Here is a 22,427-nt window from a genome sequence, read left to right on the forward strand (position 1 = left end):
TGGGTCAAGCGCTGGCAGTGAGCCAGGCAGTGAATTTGTTCTATGGATTGTATACACGAAATCTAAGTGCCCATCATGCACCTTTGCGCGACGATGAGACAACCTCTCATTTAGGCGTAAACGTCATGTCCCTCAATAGTCTTATGCGCAGTCTCCTCGCGGCCTATGCCTGCGGCGCCAGCGGTGCCACGTGCGAATTCGCACGACCCGAGTGAGCTCAAACGGCCAGTATTGATGCCACATTGCAGACTTGGAAGCTACTGGCTTGAGCCTTACTCTGTGTGCGTTTGTAACCGGAGATGAATGATGCCTGTACGTTCCGTTTGTGTGTTCTGTGGCGCCAGCACTGGCGTCAACCCGGCTTATCGCGAGGCGGCCATTGCCCTCGGCGAGGCCATTGCCCAACGCGGCCTGACGCTGGTGTATGGCGGCGGCGCGGTCGGCCTGATGGGAATCGTTGCGGACGCGGCCATGGCCGCTGGCGGTGAAGTGATCGGGATCATCCCCCAAGCCCTGAAAAGCGCCGAGATCGGCCACACCGGCCTGACCCGTCTGGAAGTGGTCGATGGCATGCACGCACGCAAGGCGCGCATGGCAGAGCTGAGCGATGCCTTTGTGGCCTTGCCGGGTGGCCTGGGTACGCTGGAAGAATTGTTCGAGGTCTGGACCTGGGGGCAACTGGGCTACCATGCCAAGCCGTTGGGCCTGCTGGACGTCAACGGCTTCTACACCAAGCTGGGCAGCTTTCTCGACCATGTGGTGGAAGAAGGCTTCGTGCGCCCGCAGCACCGCGCCATGCTCAAGCTGGCCGTAACCCCGGATGAACTGCTGGACGCCATGGAAGACTTCGAGGCGCCGGTACTGCCCAAGTGGGTGGATAAAAAACCTGATTGAAATACGACCGCTGCGCGGCCGATCGCAGGCTATCGCCAGCCGCTACGCTCTATCCAGTGGCATGACCGTGACCTGTACCTCCGGGTCATGGCTCCCCCCTCCCAGAATCACCCCGCGCAAGGGCGATACATCGGAAAAATCCCGGCCCCAGGCCAGGGTTATGTGTTCCAGCGCGGGCCGCAGGTTATTGGTGGGATCGAAATCGACCCAACCTTGCACCGGGCAGAACACCGACACCCAGGCATGGGATGCATCCGCCCCGACCAGACGCGGCTGACCGGGTGGCGGCCGGGTCAGCAGGTAACCACTGACATAGCGTGCTGCCAGGCCCCGCGAGCGCAGACAGGCCAGCATCAGGTGGGCAAAATCCTGGCAGACGCCTCGGCGCCGCGCCAGCACTTCGACCAGAGGGGTGGCAACCTGGGTGGCCTCGGCATCGAAGGTAAACTCGCTGAATATCTTTTCCATCAACGCCTGAGCCCCCAGCAACAGCGACTGCCCCGGCGCAAAACACGACTCGCTGAAGGCCACGAAGCGTTGCTTCAAGCGTACATACGGTGACTCGAACCGATAGCGGCAGGCTTCCAGGCATTCAACCGACAATGGGTGGCTGGCATACGACAGCCCATCGCGCACCTGCTCCCAGGCAGGCGAAATGCTCAAATCCGGCTCTGCACGCGCCATCACTTCGATCTGCAATCGCGCGACCACCCGCAGTTGCTCATGCGGACGCTCGAAGGCCAGGCGCGTCACCGGGTTGCCGAATACATCCCACTCATCGCGGCGCTGGGAGGGCTCGGGGCTGACCTGCAGCACCTGGGCGCTGCAACGCTGCCAGGCGCAAGGTCGTGGCCACAGGTGAGCCAGTTGCTGGGCCAGGGACACAGGGCTGTCGTAGTGGTAATGGGTATCGTGGATTACCTGGTAATGCGCGCTCATCACACCGATACCGTTTGCTGGCTGACATCATCGACATGGGCGAAATGACGCAAGGCCAGACGCTCGGAGATTTCACCGCAGGCCCGGGCGATCGACTGCAGCAGATCGGCAAGACCAGCCAGCACCGCGTGGACACTCGGGCTGCCGAACAGCGAGTCCTCCAGGCTGCGCAAGTCAAAATGCCTGAGCTGCTCTGCCAGCAGCGCAAGGGCGGGGTCGCGGGCGCTGCTGAACTCCTGGCCCAGGCGTTCGTAGGCACGCACCAGCAACTTGAGCTGGAACAGCACTGCATGAGGGTTCTGCTCATCGAGCAGCATCAGGTCCAGCACGGGGATCAACTGCGCCACGGCCAAGTAGCGCGAGCGGTAGGTGATGCTGCTGTTGCCCAGTTCCAGCAACCATTCGAGCCCGGCCTGATCGAACACCGCCGGGCCACGCAGAAAGGCCGCCAGGCTGCTGCATAGTGATTGCAGGCGTTCGATACGCCGGCCGATCATCAAGAAGCGCCACCCATCGTCGCGGGTCATGTCGTCCAGGGCAAAGCCCGAGAGCGCCGCCAGGGACATCACCAGGCGATTGAGAAAGTCCACCCGCTCACCAAAGTCCGCCGCCTCATCGTCCAGGCTCCGGGCTTCGCGCTGCAGTTCCACCAGCGCCAGCCAGTTTTCCCGCGAGAGTTTGCCGCGCACCTGCGACGCGGCCCACTGCAAGCGCTGCAGGTTGGCCTGCAGGCTGAAAGCCCAGTCGTCATCGGCCAGGGCTGCACGCAAGCGCTCGGGCAGCGTCCCCTCTTCCGGCAGCAGCGAAAGCTCGTCCGCCAGGTTGACTGCCGCGTGCAGGGCCAACGGGTCGTCGCCGTCCAGGTAACGGGTGAGGATGATCCGCAGCAACCGAGCACTGGTATCGCAACGCTCGCAGTAGCGCCCGAACCAGAACAGGTTTTCCACCACCCGCGAGGGCAGGTACGGATCCTGACGGATCAGGTCGGCCACACCCAGGTTGCGGCTTGCCCGCCACTGGTCGCCAACCGGTGCAGCCTCACCCAATACCCAAGTGTCTTTGCTGGCCCCTCCGCGCTGCATCGACACCACCTCGGCGTCGGCCTGCGCCGCAACCCGGGTCAGGCCGCCGGGCAGTATCCGGTAGCCATCCTGCGATGCGACGGCATACACCCGCATGCCGACCGCCCGCGACTGCAACTGGCCTTGCTCCGGTTGCCACACCGGCGCCTGCGACAACTGCGCCAGCTCCTGGGCAACATAGGCGTACGGCCGGGCCTGGATTCGCTCGGCCAGGGCCTGGCGCTGGGCGGCATCCAGGTCCCGTCCGAACACCGGGCTGAAACTCTGCGAAGGAAACGCCGGCTTGACCAGCAATTGCGGTAACTGCTCCAGCGCTCGGGCCATGACCGGTTGTTCGCCACACCACCAGGTGGCAATCGACGGCAAACTCAGGTCCTGGCCAAACAGGCGTTGATTGATCGCCGGTAAAAAACCCAGCAAACCGGGCGACTCCAGCACACCGCTGCCCAGGGCATTGGCCACCAGCACCCGACCCTGACGCACCGCGTCGAGCAACCCCGGTACACCCAGGGCCGAGTCGGTGCGCAGCTCCAATGGATCGCAGAAGTCGTCGTCCAGGCGGCGCATGATGGCGTGTACGCGGCGCAGGCCACTGAGGGTCTTGAGGTACACCGTGGCATCGCGCACGGTCAGGTCGCCGCCTTCCACCAATGGATAGCCCAGCTGGCGCGCCAGGTACAGGTGCTCGAAATAGCTCTCGTTGAAGCGCCCCGGTGTCAGCAGGACCACCAGTGGCGCCTCGTTGTCACGCGGCGCAAGGCGGATGAGGGTGTGTTGCAAGGTGCGGAAGAAACCGGCCAGATGCTGCACCTTCAGGTCGCGGTACAACTCGGGCAAAGCGCGGGAAACGATGACGCGATTTTCCAGGGCATAACCGGCACCGGAGGGCGCCTGCGTGCGGTCGGCGGTCACCCACCAGCGGCCATCCGGCGCCCGTGCCAGGTCCACGGCATAGACGTGCAGAAAGGTCCCGTCGGGTGGCCGAATACCCTGGCAGGGCCAGAGAAAGTTGTTGTGCCCATAGACCAGCTCGGCCGGCAACAGCCCCTCCCCGATCAACTGCTGCGGGCCATAGATATCCGCCAGCACTGCATTGAGCAGGCGTGCCCGCTGGGCAACGCCCTCAGCCAGTTGCTGCCATTCGTCTGCAGGTACCAGATTGGGCAGCAGGTCCAGCTCCCACGGGCGATCGGCCCCCTTGGGATCGGCATAGATGTTGTAGGTAACACCGTTCTCCTGCAGTTGCCGGGTCAGGGAAGCCTGACGCTGCGCCAATTGCGCCGCACCGCTGCGCTGCAGGTAATCGCACAGCGGTTGCCAATGCCTGCGCACCTTGCCGTCGGCTTCGAGCATTTCATGGTAAGCCCCCGGGTTGAGCGGGTAGGCATCAAACAGATCAGGCATGGCAGTGCTCGAGGACCACGGGTAATTTCAGAGTAGCGCTCAGTAGCGGCGCAAATCCAGGGTAAAGGGCAGCTCGGGATCGATGCGCACGTCCGGCACCGGCAAGGCGCCCGGGCTGTGGCCGATACGGAAGAAGCGCGCCTGACGTCGGCTCTGGGCTTCATTGGCATTGACCGGAAAACTGTCGTAGCTGCGCCCCCCCGGATGCGCCACATGGTACTGGCAGCCCCCCAGCGAACGTCCCATCCAGGTATCGAGCAGGTCGAACACCAATGGCGCATGCACCCCGATGGTCGGCTGCAGGCAGTTGGCCGGCTGCCAGGCACGGTAGCGCACCGCCGCTACATACTCGCCCACTCGCCCGGTGGGCTGCAGCGGCACGGCGATTCCATTGCAGGTCAGCCGATAGCGCTCGGCACTCATGCCACTGACCTTGACCTGCAAGCGCTCCAGAGACGAATCGACGTAACGCACATTGCCACCGCCAGCGCCCTCCTCGCCCAGCACATGCCAGGGCTCAAGGGCCTGGCGCAGCTCCAGTTCAATACCGTTGACTGCGTAATCGCCCACTTTGGGGAAACGAAACTCCAGGTGCGCGGCAAACCACTCGGCACGCAGGGCGAAGCCCGCGGCGTTGAGCTCGACCAGAACGTCGGCAAAATCCTGCTCGATAAAGTGCGCCAGCATGAAGCGGTCATGCAGCGCCGTGCCCCAGCGTGTCAGGCATTCGGGTGCATAGGGCTCGCGCCAGAACCGCGCCACCAGCGCCCGCAGCAGCAATTGCTGCACCAGACTCATGCGCGCGTGCGGCGGCATTTCAAAGGCGCGCAGTTCCAGCAGGCCCAGGCGTCCGGCAGGGCCATCCGGCGAATAGAGTTTATCGATGCAGAATTCGGCGCGGTGGGTGTTGCCGGTCACGTCGATCAACAAGTTGCGCAGCAGACGGTCAACCAGCCACGGTACACACGCCTCGCCCGGTGCCGGCATCTGCGCGAAGGCGATTTCCAGCTCGTACAGTGAGTCATTGCGCGCCTCGTCGATGCGGGGCGCCTGGGAGGTAGGGCCAATGAACAGGCCGGAGAACAAGTACGACAGTGACGGGTGGTTGTGCCAATAGCTGATCAGGCTGCGCAACAGGTCAGGCCTGCGCAGGAACGGCGAGTCGGCAGGCGTGGCGCCGCCGAGTACGAAGTGATTGCCACCGCCAGTGCCGGTGTGCCGCCCATCGATCATGAATTTCTCGCTGATCAGTCGCGTCTGGCGCGCCTGCTCGTAGAGGAACTCGGTACGCTCGACCAGTTCGTCCCAATTGGCCGACGGCTGCACATTGATCTCGATAACACCCGGGTCCGGGGTCACCTTGAAATTGACCAGACGCGGATCGGCAGGCGGCTCATAGCCTTCAAGCAACACCGGGCAATGCAGCTCCTGGGCGGTGGCCTCGATGACCGCCACCAGCTCCAGATAATCCTCCAGCCGCGACAGCGGTGGCATGAACACATACAGCCGACCATCCCGGGGCTCGGCGCACAAGGCCGTACGGGTCAACCCGTCGGCCGAGGCATCTACCCCGGGGGCTTGCTGCTCTTGCTCATCTACCGCATCGTTGGCACTGGCATTGGCTAGCGAATCGCGATCCGGCAGGTCGGCCAGCGGCTGGTTGGGATCGGTTGGATGTACGTACGGATATTCCGCCGCGCTCACCCAGGGCTGCGCTGCCAGCGGCAAGCGGTACCCCAGCGGAGAGTCACCCGGCACCAAACGGCAGTGTTGGTCACGCAAGTACCAGCGCCCACTCTGCCAGCGCTGCTCATCGGCGCTACGCGCCAGCGGCAGCACCTGGCCTATGACCTGGTCCAGCCCCTGGCCGAACACCTTGCGCAAACGCGCACGCTCCATTTCATCACCCAGGCGCGCGTCGTCGATACGTACGTTGGAGGGCAAACCGCCCTCGCGCCACAGGTAATACAGCGCATCCTCGCAGGCTGGAAACACATACCGCACCGGCAACTTGAGCCGCTCGGCCACACTGGCGAGAAAACGCCCGGCCAGGTGGCTGTCGGCGCCATGATTCTGCGTCTCGTCAGCGATCAGCGCCGGGTTGTTCCACACAGGTTCGCCATCACGGCGCCAGAAGCAGTTCAGCGACCAGCGCGGCAACTGCTCGCCCGGATACCACTTGCCCTGCCCGAAATGCACCAGCCCCTTGGGCGCGTAATGCCTGCGCAGGCGCTGGAACAGCTCAGTCGCCAGGCGTCGCTTGTTCGCCCCCAGTGCTGTGGTATTCCATTCGGCGCCATCTGGATCGTCGATGGCGACGAAGGTCGGCTCGCCGCCCATGGTCAGGCGCACGTCTGCCGCTTTGAGTTCGCTGTCGACCTGGCGGCCCAGGGCGACGATGGCCTGCCATTGTTCGTCGCTGTAAGGCAAGGTCACCCGGGGCGATTCCCACAGCCGCTCCACACTCATTTCATGGGAAAAGTCGCATCCACAAGGCTCGACCAGGCCACTGATCGGTGCTGCGGACGTTGGATCAGGGCTGCAGGCCAGCGGGATATGCCCTTCCCCGGCAAACAGGCCTGAAGTCGCGTCCAGGCCAATCCAGCCAGCGCCCGGCAAGTAGACCTCGCACCAGGCGTGCAGGTCGGTGAAATCCTCATCGCTGCCCGACGGCCCGTCCAACGCTTTGACGTCGGCCTTGAGTTGAATCAGGTAACCGGAAACAAATCGTGCCGCCAGCCCCAGGTGACGCAGCAGTTGCACCAGCAGCCAGGCCGAGTCCCGGCAGGAGCCCGAACGGTTTTCCAAGGTTTGCTCCGGCGTTTGTACACCGGGCTCCAGACGGATCAGGTAACGGATGTCCTGGCTCAGGCGCTGGTTCAGTGCGACCAGGAAGTCTACGCTGGCCTGGGGCGTGCGTTCGATGCTGCTCAGGTAACTGGCGAGCAGCGGCGTCAACGGCAGCGTTTCGAGGTAGGGCGTGAGTTCGTGACGCTCATCGCGGCCATAGCTGAAGGGAATCTGCTCGGCGTACGGTTCAAGGAAAAAGTCGAAGGGATTGAACACGGCCATTTCGGCGACCAGGTCCACTTCCACCCGCAGGTTGTCGGTTTTTTCCGGAAACACCAGGCGGGCCAGGTAATTACCCTGGGGATCCTGCTGCCAGTTGATGAAATGCCCGGTCGGCTGCACTTTCAAGGCATAGGAAAGAATCCGCGTACGGCTATGGGCAGCCGGACGCAGGCGCACGATTTGCGGACCCAGTTCGATGGCACGGTCATAGCGGTACTCGGTGACATGGTGCAACGCGACATGGATCGACACGGCGGGCCTCCTGCGAGCCTGGACGGTAGCGGAACCGCGCAAGACTTGTGCCATGCGGCCAGGCCAGCGAATCCCTGCGTACAGCCCATGCCGGCGCACCAAAAGCGCACCGTGACGAAGCTGCCGTGCAAGCCTTGCACAGATTTGAAGCTTTGCCAGGAAGATTCGCGGTCGTCCGTCCATCGCCGGCACGGCGGCGCAATGGCAGAAACAAAAACGCCAGCCCGAGGGCTGGCGTTTTATTAGCGCGGGATGACCGGCTGGCGGGCGGGCTTCTTCTTGCCCTTGCCACCCTTGGCGGCATCCTTGCGCGCCTTGGCCGCTTCCTGGTTGCGGGCGAACGCTGCGGCCTTGGCCTCTTCGCGCTTGTCCCACGGCTTGGAGCCATCACTGGCACGTGGCGGCAAGCCGCTGTGCTGGGTGAGGATCTTCTGCTCCTTGCCCACCTTATGGCTGCCTGCCGGGGTCGAGTTCTTGCGACGGGCACTCTGGTAGGTGTCGGTGGTCGGCTGATGCAGCGGGATCAACTGGTGCTTGCCCGGGCCGATCAGGTCGGCACGGCCCATGCGTTCCAGGGCTTCACGCAGCATCGGCCAGCCCTTCGGGTCGTGATAACGCAGGAAGGCCTTGTGCAAGCGACGCTGCTGCTCGCTCTTGACGATGGTCACCGGGTCGCTCTTGTAAGTAACCTTGCGCAGCGGATTCTTTCCCGAGTGGTACATGGCTGTGGCCGACGCCATCGGCGAGGGGTAGAAGGCCTGTACCTGGTCGGCACGGAAGCCGTTGCCCTTGAGCCACAGGGCCAGGTTCATCATGTCTTCGTCGGTGGTCCCCGGGTGCGCGGCGATGAAGTACGGGATCAGGTATTGCTCCTTGCCCGCCTCTTTCGAGTACTTCTCGAACATGCGCTTGAAGCGGTCGTAGCTACCGATACCCGGCTTCATCATCTGATTGAGCGGGCCTTCCTCGGTGTGCTCCGGAGCGATCTTCAGATAGCCGCCCACGTGGTGGGTGACCAGCTCCTTGACGTACTCCGGCGATTCCACAGCCAGGTCGTAGCGCAGGCCCGAGGCGATCAGGATCTTCTTCACACCCGGCAGTGCTCGGGCACTGCGGTACAGCTTGATCAGCGACGAATGGTCGGTGTTCAGGTTCGGGCAGATACCCGGGAACACGCACGACGGCTTGCGGCACGCCGATTCGATCTCGGGGCTCTTGCAGGCAATGCGGTACATGTTCGCGGTCGGGCCACCGAGGTCGGAAATGACGCCGGTAAAACCTGGCACCTTGTCGCGAATCTCTTCGATCTCGCGAATGATCGAATCGTGTGAGCGGTTCTGGATGATGCGGCCTTCATGCTCGGTGATCGAGCAGAAGGTACAGCCCCCAAAGCAGCCGCGCATGATGTTCACCGAAAAGCGGATCATGTCGTAGGCCGGGATTTTCTCCTTGCCGTACGCCGGGTGCGGAATGCGCGCATAGGGCATACCGAACACGTAGTCCATTTCTTCGGTGGTCATCGGAATGGGTGGTGGGTTGAACCATACGTCCACTTCGCCGTGCTTTTGCACCAGGGCCCGGGCGTTACCCGGGTTGGTCTCCAGGTGCAGCACGCGGTTGGCGTGGGCATAGAGCACGGCATCGCCGCGGACCTTCTCGAACGAAGGCAGGCGAATGACCGTCTTGTCACGGGTCATGCGCGGGCTGGCCAGGATCTGCACGACCTTGGCTTCGTTCGGGTCTTCGTCCGGGCCCTTTTCCTGCTCGATGGCACAGGCCTGGGTGTCCTGGGTGTTCACGTACGGGTTGATGATCTTGTCGATCTTGCCCGGACGATCGATACGCGTGGAATCGACTTCGTACCAGCCTTGCGGGGTGTCACGACGCACGAAAGCCGTGCCACGGATGTCGGTGATGTTCTCGATCTTTTCACCAAACGCCAGGCGCTGGGCCACTTCGACGATGGCCCGCTCCGCGTTGCCGTACAGCAGGATATCGGCGCAGGCGTCGATCAGGATCGAATGGCGGACCTTGTCCTGCCAGTAGTCGTAGTGCGCGATACGGCGCAGGGAAGCCTCGATGCCGCCGAGCACGATCGGCACATGCTTGTAGGCTTCCTTGCAGCGCTGGCTGTAGACCAGGCTGGCGCGGTCGGGACGCTTGCCGGCCAGACCGCCCGGGGTGTAGGCGTCGTCGGAGCGGATCTTCTTGTCCGCGGTATAGCGGTTGATCATCGAGTCCATATTGCCGGCCGCGACGCCGAAAAACAGGTTCGGCTCACCCAGCTTCATGAAATCGTCTTTGGACTGCCAGTTCGGCTGGGCAATGATGCCCACGCGAAAGCCCTGGGCCTCGAGCAGACGACCGATGATCGCCATGCCGAACGACGGATGGTCGACGTAGGCATCACCGGTCACGATGATGATGTCGCAGGAATCCCAGCCGAGCTGATCCATCTCCTCCCTGCTCATTGGCAGGAATGGCGCTGGTCCGAAGCATTCGGCCCAGTACTTGGGATAGTCGAAAAGTGGTTTGGCTGCTTGCATGTCAGTGACCGGTGGCTAATCGATGAAAAATCGCGGGCGCGGAATATAGCACAAATTTTGATCACATCCGACGGTAATGGTCGGATTTGGCTTCGGTGCAGGCGTTACGCCACCACCCTGGTAGCGCAGTCGCTTTTTCACAGGACGATAGAACCTCGCTCCAGATGTACTTCGCGCACAGATTTTTTTACAAGATGTTATCCCTCCCCTACCCATTCATTACACCAACTAATTGATATAAAAACACAACCGCAAAATCAGCAACAATTCTTAGGAAGAAACTTCTGCCCCCTGAAGACCCCTCCTACATAAACACACCTGTAAATCACTCCTCCCCCTGTTGAGCATTATCAAAAAGCAGTGATACAAAGTACTGGCGTCAACCGACGCACATCAAACAAATAAAGGAGCGCCCATCATGGGACGACGCCGTAGCGAGATCAGCACATCGTATACATTGAACTATCCACTCACCCATTCGGAAATCGAGTTCTTCAGCAACCTGTAGGTAACCGGCGAGGAAGGCCCGAGCCTTTCTCGCCGACTTCGAGGACGTCACAATGATCGCCGAACGTGAAATGAGCACATCCGAAGCAAGTCACCGACTTAAAAATCTATGTCGACTACTGCACCTAAATCCGAACATACAATGTGTGGATAACGACAACTTAGTTGCCATTTTCAGCGTGTACTCTCCTTCCGGAGAAGAGATTTCTTCAGGTGCCGGAAAAGGCCGGTACTGTGAACTGGGAGCAGTCGCAGAAAGCTTGGAACATCATTTTCTGGAGCAGTGCATTGGGGATGAACCCAAGGTCATTTCAGGGCAACACATTCACGCATGCCCTCACGTTCATGACGACTGGCTTCTTAAAAGCATACCGGCCAGCCTTGACATTCCCGCCTTTCGACTGAATGCCCTGCAGGGCGAGGACAGTATTTACGTACCAGCAGTGCTCTTGAACCCTACCTCTGGGTACGTAGCGGAAATTCTTGAAACCGAGGCTTCGTTTTTGACCAAGTACTCCAGCAATTCTGGAATGGCGCTGGGGTGCACAGAGAATGAAGCGCTCCTGCACGCCATCAATGAGTGTATTGAACGCCATGCACTTTCGGTTTATTACATGTCGGTAGGCGAACTCATGCCCGCACTCAAGTTAAAAACACCCCCTGCCTCACTCCTGGAAGATGCATGCTGCACTAACAACACAATGCGGGCTCATGCCGAACGCTTGACCTTATATTTGACCGACGAATCTTACGGCGTCTTTTTTGTATTGCCATTGCAGCGCGCGATGTTGACTGTTCACTTTCCGTTGTCGGATCCGGATGCTCTGCCGACCCAGCCGTTGCACTCTATCGTGCAGTCAGTGAGCAACTTCAATGTTCTAGATTGCGCAGCCTAAAGGAAATACAAGAAGACCAACGCACGGCTTGCATGCTTGGTTCCTCAAGACGCCTCAGTAATCTTCTAACCCCCACAGTAGATTACCCAACTGAACCGCTTAATTGGCAAACGCCGACTAAAGGCATGCGAGCACAGATTCAGCACGCCGCTGAAAACCTGCACGCACATGGCCGCGCGGTCTTCTATCGCACGTTGTTCAATAAACCGGGGGTGGCATGTGTGGTTCAAGCCTACATACCGGGCCTGGAGCGCTTTCACCTCATTCGCTCGGGAATTCCCGTCGTGCCACAAAGCACGCTTTCCCAAGGCTTGAGAGAAAAAAATGCCTACCTATAGACGTGTTCTCGCTGCCTTGGGCATGACGTTACTGCTGAAGGTCGCCACCGTGATACCTGCGCTGATACTGGCGGACATCATCGACAACCTCTCGAGCTCCCACCCACCCCCTTTGACATTGCTGGCCATATTTCTCAGCCTGATTGCCAGTCAGGCACTTTTTACCCCTCTACAAGCCTGGTGCCTTGCCCGCCTCTGCCAGGACCGTGTGCGACAGCTATCGATCGGGTGGTGCCGAACGTTGCTCGAGAAGCGATTTGAAGCCTTCGGGCAGTTGCAGGGCGGCGTCCTGGTGAAGGTGCTGGACCGAGGAATCACTGCCCAGGAGCGTTGGCTGGGATTTCTGATCAGCTCTGCCTGGCCGGTATTCGCGGAAGCAGCAGTGCTGGCTGCCTTATTCATCTTCCTCGGGGCGAGCCCGGTGCTGATCGGGCTTGCGGTGCTCAGTGCTGCCTATCTTGCTATCAACAGCCGGCTCATCCACTGGCGCCGGCCTCATATAGAAGCGGTCAATTCCCGCGAGGATGAACTGGCCGAACAATGAGAGGATACCTTTGCCAGCGCGGCGGCGTTAAAGCTTGAGAGTGCTGAAGCCGCAGCCATGAAACCTGTCAACGAAACACTTGGGCGCTATGCGGATGCTGCCGTTTGCGTCGCAACCTCCGGTGGTTGGTTGCAAGCGCTGAAAATTCTGTTCATCGGGCTTGGCAGCGGCGGGATGCTGGCGTGGGGAATGCTGGATCAGGCGCGTGAAGCACCCTCACTCAGCCTGGGCGAACTGGTGGCACTGTTCACACTGGTCGGCGGATTTCTTGGTGGAATCGCACAACTCGCCGAAGCCTGACGCATGCTGGACCAGTTTAGGGTCGACAAGCAAAGCCTCGAACACTGGCTACGACTGCCTGACTTTGGTGCTGGCGCCCCGACAGAAAGCGCTCCACTCAAGGCCGTAGCCCGCCTGACACTACAACCTTGCAGCCTGAACGAGGGTAGCGAGATACGACTGCACCTGGACAGCCCCCTGATCATCAGGAAAGACGAACGAGTGGCGCTCGTTGGCCCGAGCGGCGCAGGCAAGTCCACGCTGCTGCATGCCCTCGCCGGCACGCTCCACCCCTTGCGCCAACATCTTCATCTCGACGGCCAGACCGTCGAAAAGCTGGACGCCCCATGCCAGTTCAGAAGGCTGCGACTATCCCCTCAAGGGGACCGCTTCATTCCCGGCCCCCTGCCAAGGTCAGTGCTCTTCGACCACGAGCACGACAGAGCTCAGATCGAACACTGGCTGGCTCAACTTGGGCTGGGTGGCGAGTGGTATGAGCGTGAGCTGGATGGAAGAGGCGAATGCGTGTCTGGCGGTGAGGCAAGACGCCTTTCACTGCGGCGCCTCTTGAACCGTCCAGGGGACTACAACCTGTTCGACGAGCCGACCAGAGGCCTGGACCGGAAATCGGCCAGTCAAACGTGGGATGTATTGTTTGAAGCCTTCAAAGGACGAGGCCTGATCTGCGTTACCCATGATCAGGAAGCACTTTCAAGGTTTGATCGAGTGATCCGGTTTGAGGATGGACGGGTGCAGTAGTGTGCCGACCCGTCCAGCAGCGCATTACTCGTCGTCGTCGAAGTTGTAACTGCCTGGCGCAAGGTTCTCGAAGCGCGTGTACTTGCCGATGAACGCCAGGCGGATAAAGCCGATCGGGCCGTTCCGCTGCTTGCCGATGATGATTTCGGCAATGCCTTTGTGCTCGGTCTCCGGGTGGTACACCTCGTCCCGGTAGACGAACATGATCACGTCGGCGTCCTGCTCGATCGCACCCGATTCACGTAAGTCGGAGTTCACCGGACGCTTGTTGGGACGTTGTTCGAGGGAACGGTTGAGCTGCGACAGGGCCACTACCGGGCAGTTGAATTCCTTGGCCAGCGCCTTGAGCGAGCGGGAGATCTCGGAAATCTCGTTGGTACGGTTGTCGCCGCTGGAGCCCGGGATCTGCATCAGTTGCAGGTAGTCGATCATGATCAGGGCGATGTCACCGTGCTCGCGCACCAGGCGGCGGGTACGGGCGCGCATTTCCGACGGGCTGATGCCGGCAGTGTCGTCGATGAACAGCTTGCGATCGTTGAGCAGGTTGACTGCCGAGGTCAGGCGCGGCCAGTCGTCGTCTTCCAGCTGGCCGGAACGCACCTTGGTCTGGTCGATACGACCCAGGGACGACAGCATACGCATGATCAGCGATTCGCCTGGCATCTCGAGGGAGTACACCAGCACCGCCTTGTCGCTGCGCAACACGGCGTTTTCCACCAGGTTCATGGCGAAAGTGGTCTTACCCATCGACGGACGGCCGGCGACGATGACCAGGTCGGCCGGTTGCAGGCCGCTGGTCTTCTCGTCGAGGTCGGTGTAGCCGGTGGACAGGCCGGTAATCGCGCTGTCGGTGTTGAACAGCGTGTCGATACGGTCGATGGCCTTGGTCAACAGCTCGTTGACGCCCACCGGACCGCCGGTCTTGGGACGCGCTTCGGCGATCTGGAAGATTTGCCGTTCGGCTTCGTCAAGGATCTCTGCGGCATTGCGGCCCTGGGGGTTGAAGGCACTGTCGGCAATCTCGTTGCTGATGCTGATCAGCTGGCGCAAGGTCGCCCGCTCGCGGATGATCCCGGCATAGGCCTTGATGTTGGCAACCGACGGGGTGTTCTTGGCCAGTTCGCCCAGGTAGCCCAGGCCACCCACTTGGGAGCTCAGGCCTTCCTTGTCCAGCTGTTCGTGCAGGGTCACGACGTCGAACGGGGCGTTCTGGTCGGCCAGCTTGTGGATCGCGCGGAAGATCAGGCGGTGGTCATGACGGTAGAAGTCGCCATCGGAGACTTGATCGAGCACTCGCTCCCAGGCGTTGTTGTCCAGCATCAAGCCACCGAGCACGGCCTGTTCGGCCTCGATGGAATGCGGCGGCACCTTCAGGGCAGCGGTTTGCAGATCATATTGCTCGGGAGTGGTTATCTCGTTCATGGCCACGCAGGAATCAGGGTGTTGAAAAAGACAAAGGGCACGACCTGCAAAGCAGGATCGTGCCCGATGTTAACCGGCTGACACTCAAGGTGCCAGCCGATCGGTACAGCTTAGGCTGCGACAACAACCACGCGAACGGTGGCTTCAACGTCGCTGTGCAGGTGCACGGCAACGTCGTATTCGCCGACGTTACGGATGGTGCCGTTCGGCAGACGAACTTCAGCTTTGGCCACTTCAACGCCGGAGGCGGTCAGGGCGTCAGCGATGTCGTGGGTGCCGATCGAGCCGAACAGCTTGCCTTCGTCACCGGCGGTGGCAGTGATGGTCACTTCCAGCTCGGCCAGTTGGGCAGCGCGGGTTTCAGCCGAAGCTTTTTTCTCTGCAGCCAGTTTTTCCAGCTCAGCACGACGCTCTTCGAACGCAGCCAGGTTGGCGGCGGTAGCAGCGGTGGCCTTGCCGAATGGCAGCAGGTAGTTACGGCCGTAACCAGCCTTAACATTTACCTTATCGCCCAGGTTGCCCAGGTTGGCGATTTTTTCCAGAAGGATCAGTTGCATATGAAAATCCTCTAACTTTTAACCTTCACCGTTCGCGGAATCGTTGTCGGCACCTTTGGGTGCCTTGCGACCGCGAAAATCAATCAGGCTGTCGACAATGGCCAAAACCACGAGCAACGGATAAATCAGCTGCATGAACAGCAGCAGTGTCACGTACATCCCGACCAACCAGAACTTGCCCAGTCGTCCTTGCGCCACCAGCCCATGCATCAGGGCAAGCCCTGCAAACATCAGCGGTACGCTGCACAGTGGCGTCAACATCGCCAGTTCAGGACCGAAATTCGGCCCCACCAGCATGAGCACCACCAGCACCAGCGCCGGCACCAGGGGCAGCCTGACCGCTTGAAACTCGCGACCAAACCCACCCGGGTTATACAACACTGCCTGCCAGTAACGACCCAACATCAGGGCCAGCACACTGACGGCTTGCAACAAGGCCGCTATCAGGCCGTTGAGCACCGGTGCAATCAGGCCACCCAGGCGGGCCCGCTCCTCTACCGATAACTGTTGGTAGAGACCGTCGAGCATCTGCGGCAGGGCTTTTTCAAGCGCTCCAGCCAGAGCTTCGATCGGTTCGCGGAACGCCGACGCCAGGGCTACGCCATACACCAGGCCCAAGGGGATGCTGAACAACAGCACCCGGTTCCAGGAGTGTCCAGCGCGCAGAAGCGCAGCCAGTCCCAGCGTACCCAGCAACACCAGTAATGGGCGCGGCTCGCCGAAGAACCACCAGGCCAGCGCCGGCAACAATGCCCAGGCGAGGATCCCGGAGGCGTCCTTGAAACCACGCCGCAGGAACACCAGGCTCCCGGCGGCGGCACCCAACCAGTACAACAGCGGCAATGCCACACAACCCACCACCACGAGGGCGGCTTGCACGCGACCGCGCATGATGAAATCAGCCAAGGCGCGCATGCGATCTATCCTTTGCTACGTGTCGACGACCCGGTCTCAGCGGCCGTGGCTGTCGGTGTAGGGCAGCAGGGCCAGGAAGCGGGCGCGCTTGATAGCGGTAGCCAGCTGACGCTGATAACGGGCTTTGGTACCGGTGATACGGCTTGGAACAATTTTGCCGGTTTCGGATACGTAAGCTTTCAGGGTGTTGAGATCTTTGTAATCGATCTCTTTCACGTCTTCAGCAGTGAAGCGGCAGAATTTACGACGACGGAAGAAACGTGCCATGTAATAGGCTCCTCAAAAGGTCCGTGGATTACTCGTCAGCGTTATCGCTGTTGTCGCTGTCATTGCTGTCATCGCCTTCGGCGTTGTCAGCATGCTCAGGACGGTCGCGACGCTCACGGCGCTCACTGCGGTTTTCTTCAGCCTTGAGCATCTCGGACTGACCGGTAACGGCTTCGTCGCGACGGATGACCAGGTTACGGATCACGGCATCGTTGTAGCGGAAGTTGTCTTCCAGCTCGGCCAGGGCCTTGCCGGTGCACTCAACGTTCAGCATCACGTAGTGAGCCTTGTGAACATTGTTGATTGCATAGGCCAGTTGACGACGGCCCCAGTCTTCCAGACGGTGGATCTTGCCGCCGTCTTCTTCGATCAGCTTGGTGTAACGCTCAACCATGCCGCCGACTTGCTCGCTCTGGTCAGGGTGGACCAGAAAGATGATTTCGTAATGACGCATGAATGCTCCTTACGGGTTGTAGTCTGCCACCAGGGTGGTCAGACAAGGAGTGAATGACACTTATAAGTCTTGCCCTGGGAAAAGGCGCGTGAGCGCCTACCAAGATGGCAAGGGGCGCAATTGTAGAGAAGCGCCGTGGGACAAGCAAGGGAATTGGTGAATATTTGAACAGCTGGAGAACATCGCGGGGCAAGCCCGCTCCCACCGATCATGTGAGAGCGAGCTTGCCCCGCGAGCACCTCAAGCCTTCTGCTTGGCGTTACGCTGGCGAACAGCCTCGAACAGGCACACGCCGGTGGCCACCGACACGTTCAGGCTGCTGACGCTGCCCGCCATCGGCAACTTGACCAGGAAGTCACAGTGCTCACGGGTCAGGCGGCGCATGCCCTTGCCTTCAGCACCCATGATCAGGATGGTCGGTCCGGTCAGGTCTTGCTGATACAGCTCTTGCTCGGCCTCGCCAGCGGTACCGACAATCCACAGGCCACGCTGCTGGAGTTTCTCCAGGGTACGCGCCAGGTTGGTGACTGCCACCAGCGGGATCACCTCGGCGGCACCGCAAGCTACCTTGCGCACCGCCGGGGTCAGAGTTGCCGACTTGTCCTTGGGCACGATCACCGCCAGCGCGCCAGCCGCATCGGCAGTACGCAGGCAGGCGCCAAGGTTGTGCGGGTCGGTAACACCGTCGAGCACCAGGATCAACGGAGCGCCTTCGGTGCGGTCGAGCAGTTCTTCAAGCATTGCCTCGCCCCAGACCTGGCTCGGGCTGACTTCAGCCACGACGCCCTGGTGCACGCCCTCGACCCAGGCATCCATCTCGCGGCGCTCTGCCTGGCCGACGGCCACGCGATTTTGCGCGGCCAGCTCCAGCAGAGGCTGAAGCCGCGGCTCGCTGCGGCCTTCCGACAGCCAGATCTGCTTGACCCGCTTCGGGTGGTGACGCAACAGGGCTTCTACGGCGTGAACGCCGTAGATTTTTTCCAACTGACTCATGACTTGGCCTTGGGTTTACGTGATCCAGAGCTCGCTTTCGGCGGCCCCTTGCGATGCTTGCTCGGTTTCTCCGACGACTTGCCCGACTTGGAGGCAGGCTTGCTGCTGGAATGCTTGGCATCCGACATCAGCGCCTTCTTCATTTCCCGGCTTTTGCGCACTTCGGCGTTTTTGGCCGCGGCGTGGGACGGGAAGTACGCTTCGGCGGCTTCACTCTTTTTGCTGCGACGCGCAGGCTCAGCCTTGGCTGCCGTTTCGGACTTGTCGAGCACCGGTACAGGCTTGCCGTCCTGGGGACGTACACCTTCGGAACGCTGTTTGCGGCCAATCGGCGCCTTCAGGGTGTTCTCGGCCATCTCGAAGTCGATCTTGCGCTGCTCGAGGTCTACGCGCATCACGCGCACTTCGACCGTGTCGCCCAGGCGGAAGCTGCGACCGGTACGCTCACCCGCCAGGCGATGGTGCACCGGGTCGAAGTGGTAGTAGTCACCCGGCAAGGCACTGACGTGAACCATGCCTTCGACGTAGATGTCGGTCAGCTCGACGAACAGGCCAAAGCCGGTCACCGCGGTGATCACACCCGGGAAGCTCTCGCCCACGCGGTCCTTCATGTACTCGCACTTGAGCCAGTTGACCACGTCGCGGGTGGCCTCGTCGGCACGCCGCTCGCTCATCGAGCACTGTTCGCCGAGCTGCTCCAGGGTCGCTTCGTCGTATGGATAGATGCGCGCCTTGGGAATGCTCATCGCACCGGCACGCTTGACGTGTGGTGTTTCCTGCTTCGAACGGATCACGCTGCGGATCGCCCGATGGGTCAGCAGGTCCGGGTAGCGACGGATCGGCGAGGTGAAGTGGGTGTACGCCTCGTAATTCAGGCCGAAGTGGCCATTATTGTCGGCGCTGTACACCGCCTGGCTCAGGGAGCGCAGCATTACGGTCTGGATCAGGTGGAAGTCCGGACGGTCGGCGATGCTCGCCAACAGCGCCTGATAATCCTTGGGCGACGGACCGTCCTTGCCCTTGTGCAGCGACAGGCCCAGCTCGCCGAGGAAGGCGCGCAGTTTTTCCAGGCGCTCAGGCGGCGGACCATCGTGAACACGGTACAGGGCCGGAATTTCATGCTTCTTGAGGAACTCGGCGGTGGCCACGTTGGCCGCCAGCATGCACTCCTCGATCAGCTTGTGGGCATCGTTGCGCACGGTTGGCCGAATTTCGGCGATCTTGCGCTCAGAACCGAAGATGATCCGGGTTTCCTGGGTTTCGAAGTCGATCGCACCTCGGGTATGACGAGCCGCCAGCAGCACCTTGTACAGGGCATAGAGCTGCTTGAGATCCGGCACCACTTCGCTGTACTGCTCGCGCAAGGCCTTGCCTTCGCGGGTGCGGGCGTGCTCGAGCATGCTGCTGACCTTGTTGTAGGTCAGGCGGGCGTGGGAGTGGATCACCGCTTCGTAGAACTGGTAATCGACCATCTGCCCTGACTTGTTGATGGTCATTTCGCAGACCATCGCCAGACGGTCGACGTGCGGGTTCAGCGAGCACAGACCATTGGAGAGTTCTTCAGGCAGCATCGGTACGACACGCTCGGGGAAGTACACCGAGTTGCCACGTACCTGGGCTTCGTTATCCAGGGCAGAGCCCAGGCGCACATAGCTGGAAACGTCGGCGATCGCCACGTACAGGCGCCAGCCACCGGAGAACAGGCGCAACTTGCCCAGGCTCTCGCAGTAGACCGCATCGTCGAAATCGCGTGCATCTTCACCGTCGATCGTGACGAACGGCAGGTGCCGCAGGTCGATACGGTGCTCTTTGTCTTTATCTTCGACTTCCGGCTTGAGCTTGCGAGCTTCCTTGATCACGGCTTCCGGCCAGACATGCGGAATGTCGTAGCTGCGCAGGGCAACGTCGATTTCCATGCCTGGGGCCATGTAGTTGCCGATCACTTCAGTGACATCGCCCTGGGGCTGGAAGCGCGGGGTCGGCCAGTGGGTGATCTTCACCTCGACGAACTGGCCGATCTTGGCACCGCCGTTGCGGCCCGGGGTAACCAGCACTTCCTGCTGGACCTTGGGGTTGTCCGGGGTGACGAAGCCGATACCGCCTTCTTCGAAGTAACGGCCAACGATGGTCTCGTGGGCACGGGAGATCACTTCGACAATAACGCCTTCGCGGCGGCCGCGGCGATCCAGACCCGATACGCGAGCCAGGGCCCGGTCACCATCGAACACCAGGCGCATCTGCGCCGGGCTCAGGAACAGGTCGTCGCTGCCATCGTCAGGGATCAGGAAGCCGAAACCGTCGCGATGCCCGGAAATGCGGCCCAGGATCAGGTCCAGCTTGTCTACCGGGGCATAAGTGCCGCGCCGGGTATAGATCAGCTGGCCGTCACGCTCCATTGCGCGCAAACGGCGGCGCAGGGCTTCGATCTGGTCTTCGGTGGTCAGGCCGAACTCTTCGACCAACTGCTCGCGCGCAGCCGGCGAGCCGCGCTCGTCCAGGCGCTGCAGGATCAGCTCACGGCTAGGAATAGGGTTTTCGTATTTTTCCGCTTCACGAGCGGCCTCGGGATCGAGGGTCTGCCAATCGGCCATTAGGAGGGGTTCACCTTGTCTATATAAGGGTTAGTTTGGCATAGGCGTATTGAAACCGGAAATTTCAGGCTTGGACAGCCCTGTCAGAGCCCCCTGGATAGCGCCAAAACCATCATAAGGAACAACGACTTGAATTTTTTAAGATTTTTTCTGAACGGGGCTTTACAGCTATCAGAGGCATCCGTATAGTGCGCACCACAACGACGGACACCGTCGTTATAGTTGAGATGTAACGTGATGTGAAGCATCATGTGACCTTAGCGAAATGCCCAGATGGTGAAATTGGTAGACACGCCAGCTTCAGGTGCTGGTGACCTTACGGTCGTGGAAGTTCGAGTCTTCTTCTGGGCACCAATTTCAAATCTTAGAATCGCCCCGCGCTCCTAAGGTTTACTGCAACACGCTACACTGTTTTCGTTACAAGCTACACCGCTTCATTCTGCCCAGATGGTGAAATTGGTAGACACGCCAGCTTCAGGTGCTGGTGACCTTACGGTCGTGGAAGTTCGAGTCTTCTTCTGGGCACCATATTTCAGATCAAACCCGCGAAAGCGGGTTTTTTCGTTTCTGGCGATTGGATTTTCGCACCAGCCAATCCCAGAAGCGACTGACCTCGACTAGGTCCGCCTCGCTCAACGCGCCAACAGCCGCTTTTTTTGAAGTGCTGACCGCTGATAGCCGGAAAAGACCCGGCGATATCAGACCATCCTTAAATCACAGGCCCAGAACTCCGCCAGCACTTCACTCGCTCGAGGCGACTGGCGCCTTCCTGCTCAAGCAAATCAGCTCATTGGAAAAGCACAACCCGACAATGATCAGTGCTGCCCCCGCGTACAGGCTTTCTGGCCGCACCTCATTGAGTACCATGAACGCCAGCAGCGCAGCGAACAATGGCTCGGTCAACTCCAACGCCTGCACCTGAGATGGCTTGAGATACTCGATTGCCTTGGTGGTGCAAAAGAAGCCGAGGATGGTCGGCAGCGCGGCCAGCGCCAAGAGTGCAGCAATTGCCATCAGCGACAGCTCACCAATCACGAAACCATCGGCTGCGGCAGGCATCAGCAAATAGAGGCTTCCGAAGAACAGTAACTGGCGGGTGAAGTGCAGCCCCCCCCCCCCCCCCGGACACCCCCATCCGCTTCATCGCGACTGAAAATGCCCCGTAACCGCATCCAGCAATGGAAGCAAGTGTCGCGCCTTGCAGGGTGAACCCCTGCTGCAAATCTGCGCCGAAAATCACCGCAATCCCGGCAATAGCCAGTGTGGCACCCACGGTTGCATTCGCGGTGATGGCATCTTTAAGGAATATTCGCCCAAGCAGGATTGACGAGATGGAAGCACTCGCCATCAGCACCACCACTACGCCCGCCGCCGCATAATGCCGATAGGCTGAGGTCTCAAAATGGAACAATACGAAGATGCCGAGGAACGCGCAGATCGCCGCACGGGTCCATTTGGCTGCCGTCGCTTGGCGCCTGAGAAACAGCAACAAGACCGAAAGTAACAGGCAACCCAGGATAGTCTTGATAACGACAACACTACTGGCTGTAAAACCATTGCTCATGAGCACTTTACTGAGCACACCGATTGTTGCGTTCAGCGCAGCAGCAGAGAGCTGCAAAAATGATGCCTTTTCTGAAGTTGGCTTGCAGTTATGACGGCCTCTGTCGCTGCTTTGTCGTTCGATAAAATATCAGCCCACATCGACGGTACAAA

16 protein-coding genes, 2 tRNA genes and 2 pseudogenes are annotated in these 22,427 nt (G+C 60.5%); 8 read left to right on the forward strand and 12 right to left on the reverse strand.

Annotation, left to right across the window (positions count from 1 at the left end):
• Positions 1-306 precede the first annotated feature (306 nt).
• The gene (locus ABVN19_RS20080; RefSeq protein ID WP_028945695.1) at positions 307-894 is read left to right on the forward strand and encodes a TIGR00730 family Rossman fold protein; all 588 of its coding nucleotides are present in this window, start codon (positions 307-309) and stop codon (positions 892-894) included.
• A gap of 42 nt (positions 895-936) precedes the next feature.
• Here ABVN19_RS20080 and ABVN19_RS20085 read toward each other — a convergent pair whose 3' ends face one another.
• The 4 genes from ABVN19_RS20085 to ABVN19_RS20100 form a co-directional block, all read right to left on the reverse strand.
• Positions 937-1,833 (reverse strand): transglutaminase family protein, encoded by an 897-nt coding sequence (locus ABVN19_RS20085; protein ID WP_028945694.1) that lies wholly within the window; start codon positions 1,831-1,833, stop codon positions 937-939.
• On the reverse strand, positions 1,833-4,319 hold the full coding sequence (locus ABVN19_RS20090; protein WP_105642412.1) for a circularly permuted type 2 ATP-grasp protein: 2,487 nt from the start codon (positions 4,317-4,319) through the stop codon (positions 1,833-1,835). The genes ABVN19_RS20085 and ABVN19_RS20090 overlap by 1 nt, the downstream gene beginning before the upstream one ends.
• A gap of 39 nt (positions 4,320-4,358) precedes the next feature.
• A complete protein-coding gene (locus ABVN19_RS20095) occupies positions 4,359-7,643 on the reverse strand; it encodes a transglutaminase family protein (RefSeq protein ID WP_105642413.1) in 3,285 nt (1,094 codons plus the stop codon).
• A gap of 242 nt (positions 7,644-7,885) precedes the next feature.
• Positions 7,886-10,189, reverse strand: a complete 2,304-nt coding sequence (locus ABVN19_RS20100) for a YgiQ family radical SAM protein (protein ID WP_105642414.1) — start codon at positions 10,187-10,189, stop codon at positions 7,886-7,888.
• A 578-nt stretch (positions 10,190-10,767) separates the two neighbouring features.
• Here ABVN19_RS20100 and ABVN19_RS20105 point away from each other — a divergent pair.
• From ABVN19_RS20105 to ABVN19_RS20125, 5 genes and pseudogenes are all read left to right on the forward strand, one after another.
• Positions 10,768-11,337 (forward strand): annotated as a pseudogene (locus tag ABVN19_RS20105) (YcaO-like family protein); the annotation flags it as partial.
• 131 nt (positions 11,338-11,468) lie between these two features.
• Complete coding sequence (locus ABVN19_RS20110) at positions 11,469-11,930, forward strand: YcaO-like family protein (protein WP_353632818.1); 462 nt, start codon at positions 11,469-11,471, stop codon at positions 11,928-11,930.
• A 22-nt stretch (positions 11,931-11,952) separates the two neighbouring features.
• Positions 11,953-12,474, forward strand: coding sequence for a hypothetical protein (locus tag ABVN19_RS20115; protein WP_256585912.1), 522 nt, complete (start codon positions 11,953-11,955; stop codon positions 12,472-12,474).
• A gap of 57 nt (positions 12,475-12,531) precedes the next feature.
• Positions 12,532-12,774, forward strand: coding sequence for a hypothetical protein (locus ABVN19_RS20120; protein WP_256585913.1), 243 nt, complete (start codon positions 12,532-12,534; stop codon positions 12,772-12,774).
• Positions 12,775-12,777: 3 nt separating this feature from the next.
• Positions 12,778-13,512, forward strand: a complete 735-nt coding sequence (locus tag ABVN19_RS20125) for an ATP-binding cassette domain-containing protein (RefSeq protein WP_256585914.1) — start codon at positions 12,778-12,780, stop codon at positions 13,510-13,512.
• Between the two features lie 24 nt (positions 13,513-13,536).
• Here the strand turns inward: ABVN19_RS20125 and dnaB are convergent, their stop codons facing one another.
• The 7 genes from dnaB to rnr form a co-directional block, all read right to left on the reverse strand.
• Positions 13,537-14,934: a replicative DNA helicase gene (dnaB, locus tag ABVN19_RS20130; protein ID WP_028945690.1), complete on the reverse strand. Its 1,398-nt coding sequence runs from the start codon at positions 14,932-14,934 to the stop codon at positions 13,537-13,539.
• A gap of 110 nt (positions 14,935-15,044) precedes the next feature.
• Positions 15,045-15,491, reverse strand: coding sequence for a 50S ribosomal protein L9 (gene rplI / locus ABVN19_RS20135; RefSeq protein WP_028945689.1), 447 nt, complete (start codon positions 15,489-15,491; stop codon positions 15,045-15,047).
• 18 nt (positions 15,492-15,509) lie between these two features.
• Positions 15,510-16,406 (reverse strand): hypothetical protein, encoded by an 897-nt coding sequence (locus ABVN19_RS20140; protein ID WP_028945688.1) that lies wholly within the window; start codon positions 16,404-16,406, stop codon positions 15,510-15,512.
• A gap of 36 nt (positions 16,407-16,442) precedes the next feature.
• Positions 16,443-16,673 carry a 30S ribosomal protein S18 gene (gene rpsR / locus ABVN19_RS20145; RefSeq protein ID WP_009403887.1) on the reverse strand — a complete coding sequence of 77 codons (231 nt, stop codon included), beginning with the start codon at positions 16,671-16,673 and terminating at the stop codon, positions 16,443-16,445.
• A 28-nt stretch (positions 16,674-16,701) separates the two neighbouring features.
• A complete protein-coding gene (gene rpsF, locus ABVN19_RS20150) occupies positions 16,702-17,127 on the reverse strand; it encodes a 30S ribosomal protein S6 (RefSeq protein WP_028945687.1) in 426 nt (141 codons plus the stop codon).
• A gap of 240 nt (positions 17,128-17,367) precedes the next feature.
• Positions 17,368-18,120, reverse strand: a complete 753-nt coding sequence (rlmB, locus tag ABVN19_RS20155; protein ID WP_028945686.1) for a 23S rRNA (guanosine(2251)-2'-O)-methyltransferase RlmB — start codon at positions 18,118-18,120, stop codon at positions 17,368-17,370.
• On the reverse strand, positions 18,117-20,711 hold the full coding sequence (rnr, locus tag ABVN19_RS20160) for a ribonuclease R (RefSeq protein WP_028945685.1): 2,595 nt from the start codon (positions 20,709-20,711) through the stop codon (positions 18,117-18,119). Before rnr ends, rlmB begins: the two co-directional genes overlap by 4 nt.
• Positions 20,712-20,978: 267 nt before the next feature.
• Between rnr and ABVN19_RS20165 the strand changes: the two genes are divergently transcribed.
• Both ABVN19_RS20165 and ABVN19_RS20170 read left to right on the forward strand, forming a co-directional pair.
• Positions 20,979-21,065, forward strand: a tRNA-Leu gene (locus ABVN19_RS20165).
• Positions 21,066-21,152: 87 nt separating this feature from the next.
• A tRNA-Leu gene (locus tag ABVN19_RS20170) sits at positions 21,153-21,239 on the forward strand.
• Between the two features lie 213 nt (positions 21,240-21,452).
• Here ABVN19_RS20170 and ABVN19_RS20175 read toward each other — a convergent pair.
• Positions 21,453-22,363: pseudogene (locus ABVN19_RS20175) on the reverse strand (EamA family transporter).
• Positions 22,364-22,427: the final 64 nt, after the last annotated feature.

Origin of the sequence: Pseudomonas vranovensis (assembly GCF_040438935.1) — a bacterium.
GTDB classification, from domain to species: domain Bacteria; phylum Pseudomonadota; class Gammaproteobacteria; order Pseudomonadales; family Pseudomonadaceae; genus Aquipseudomonas; species Aquipseudomonas vranovensis.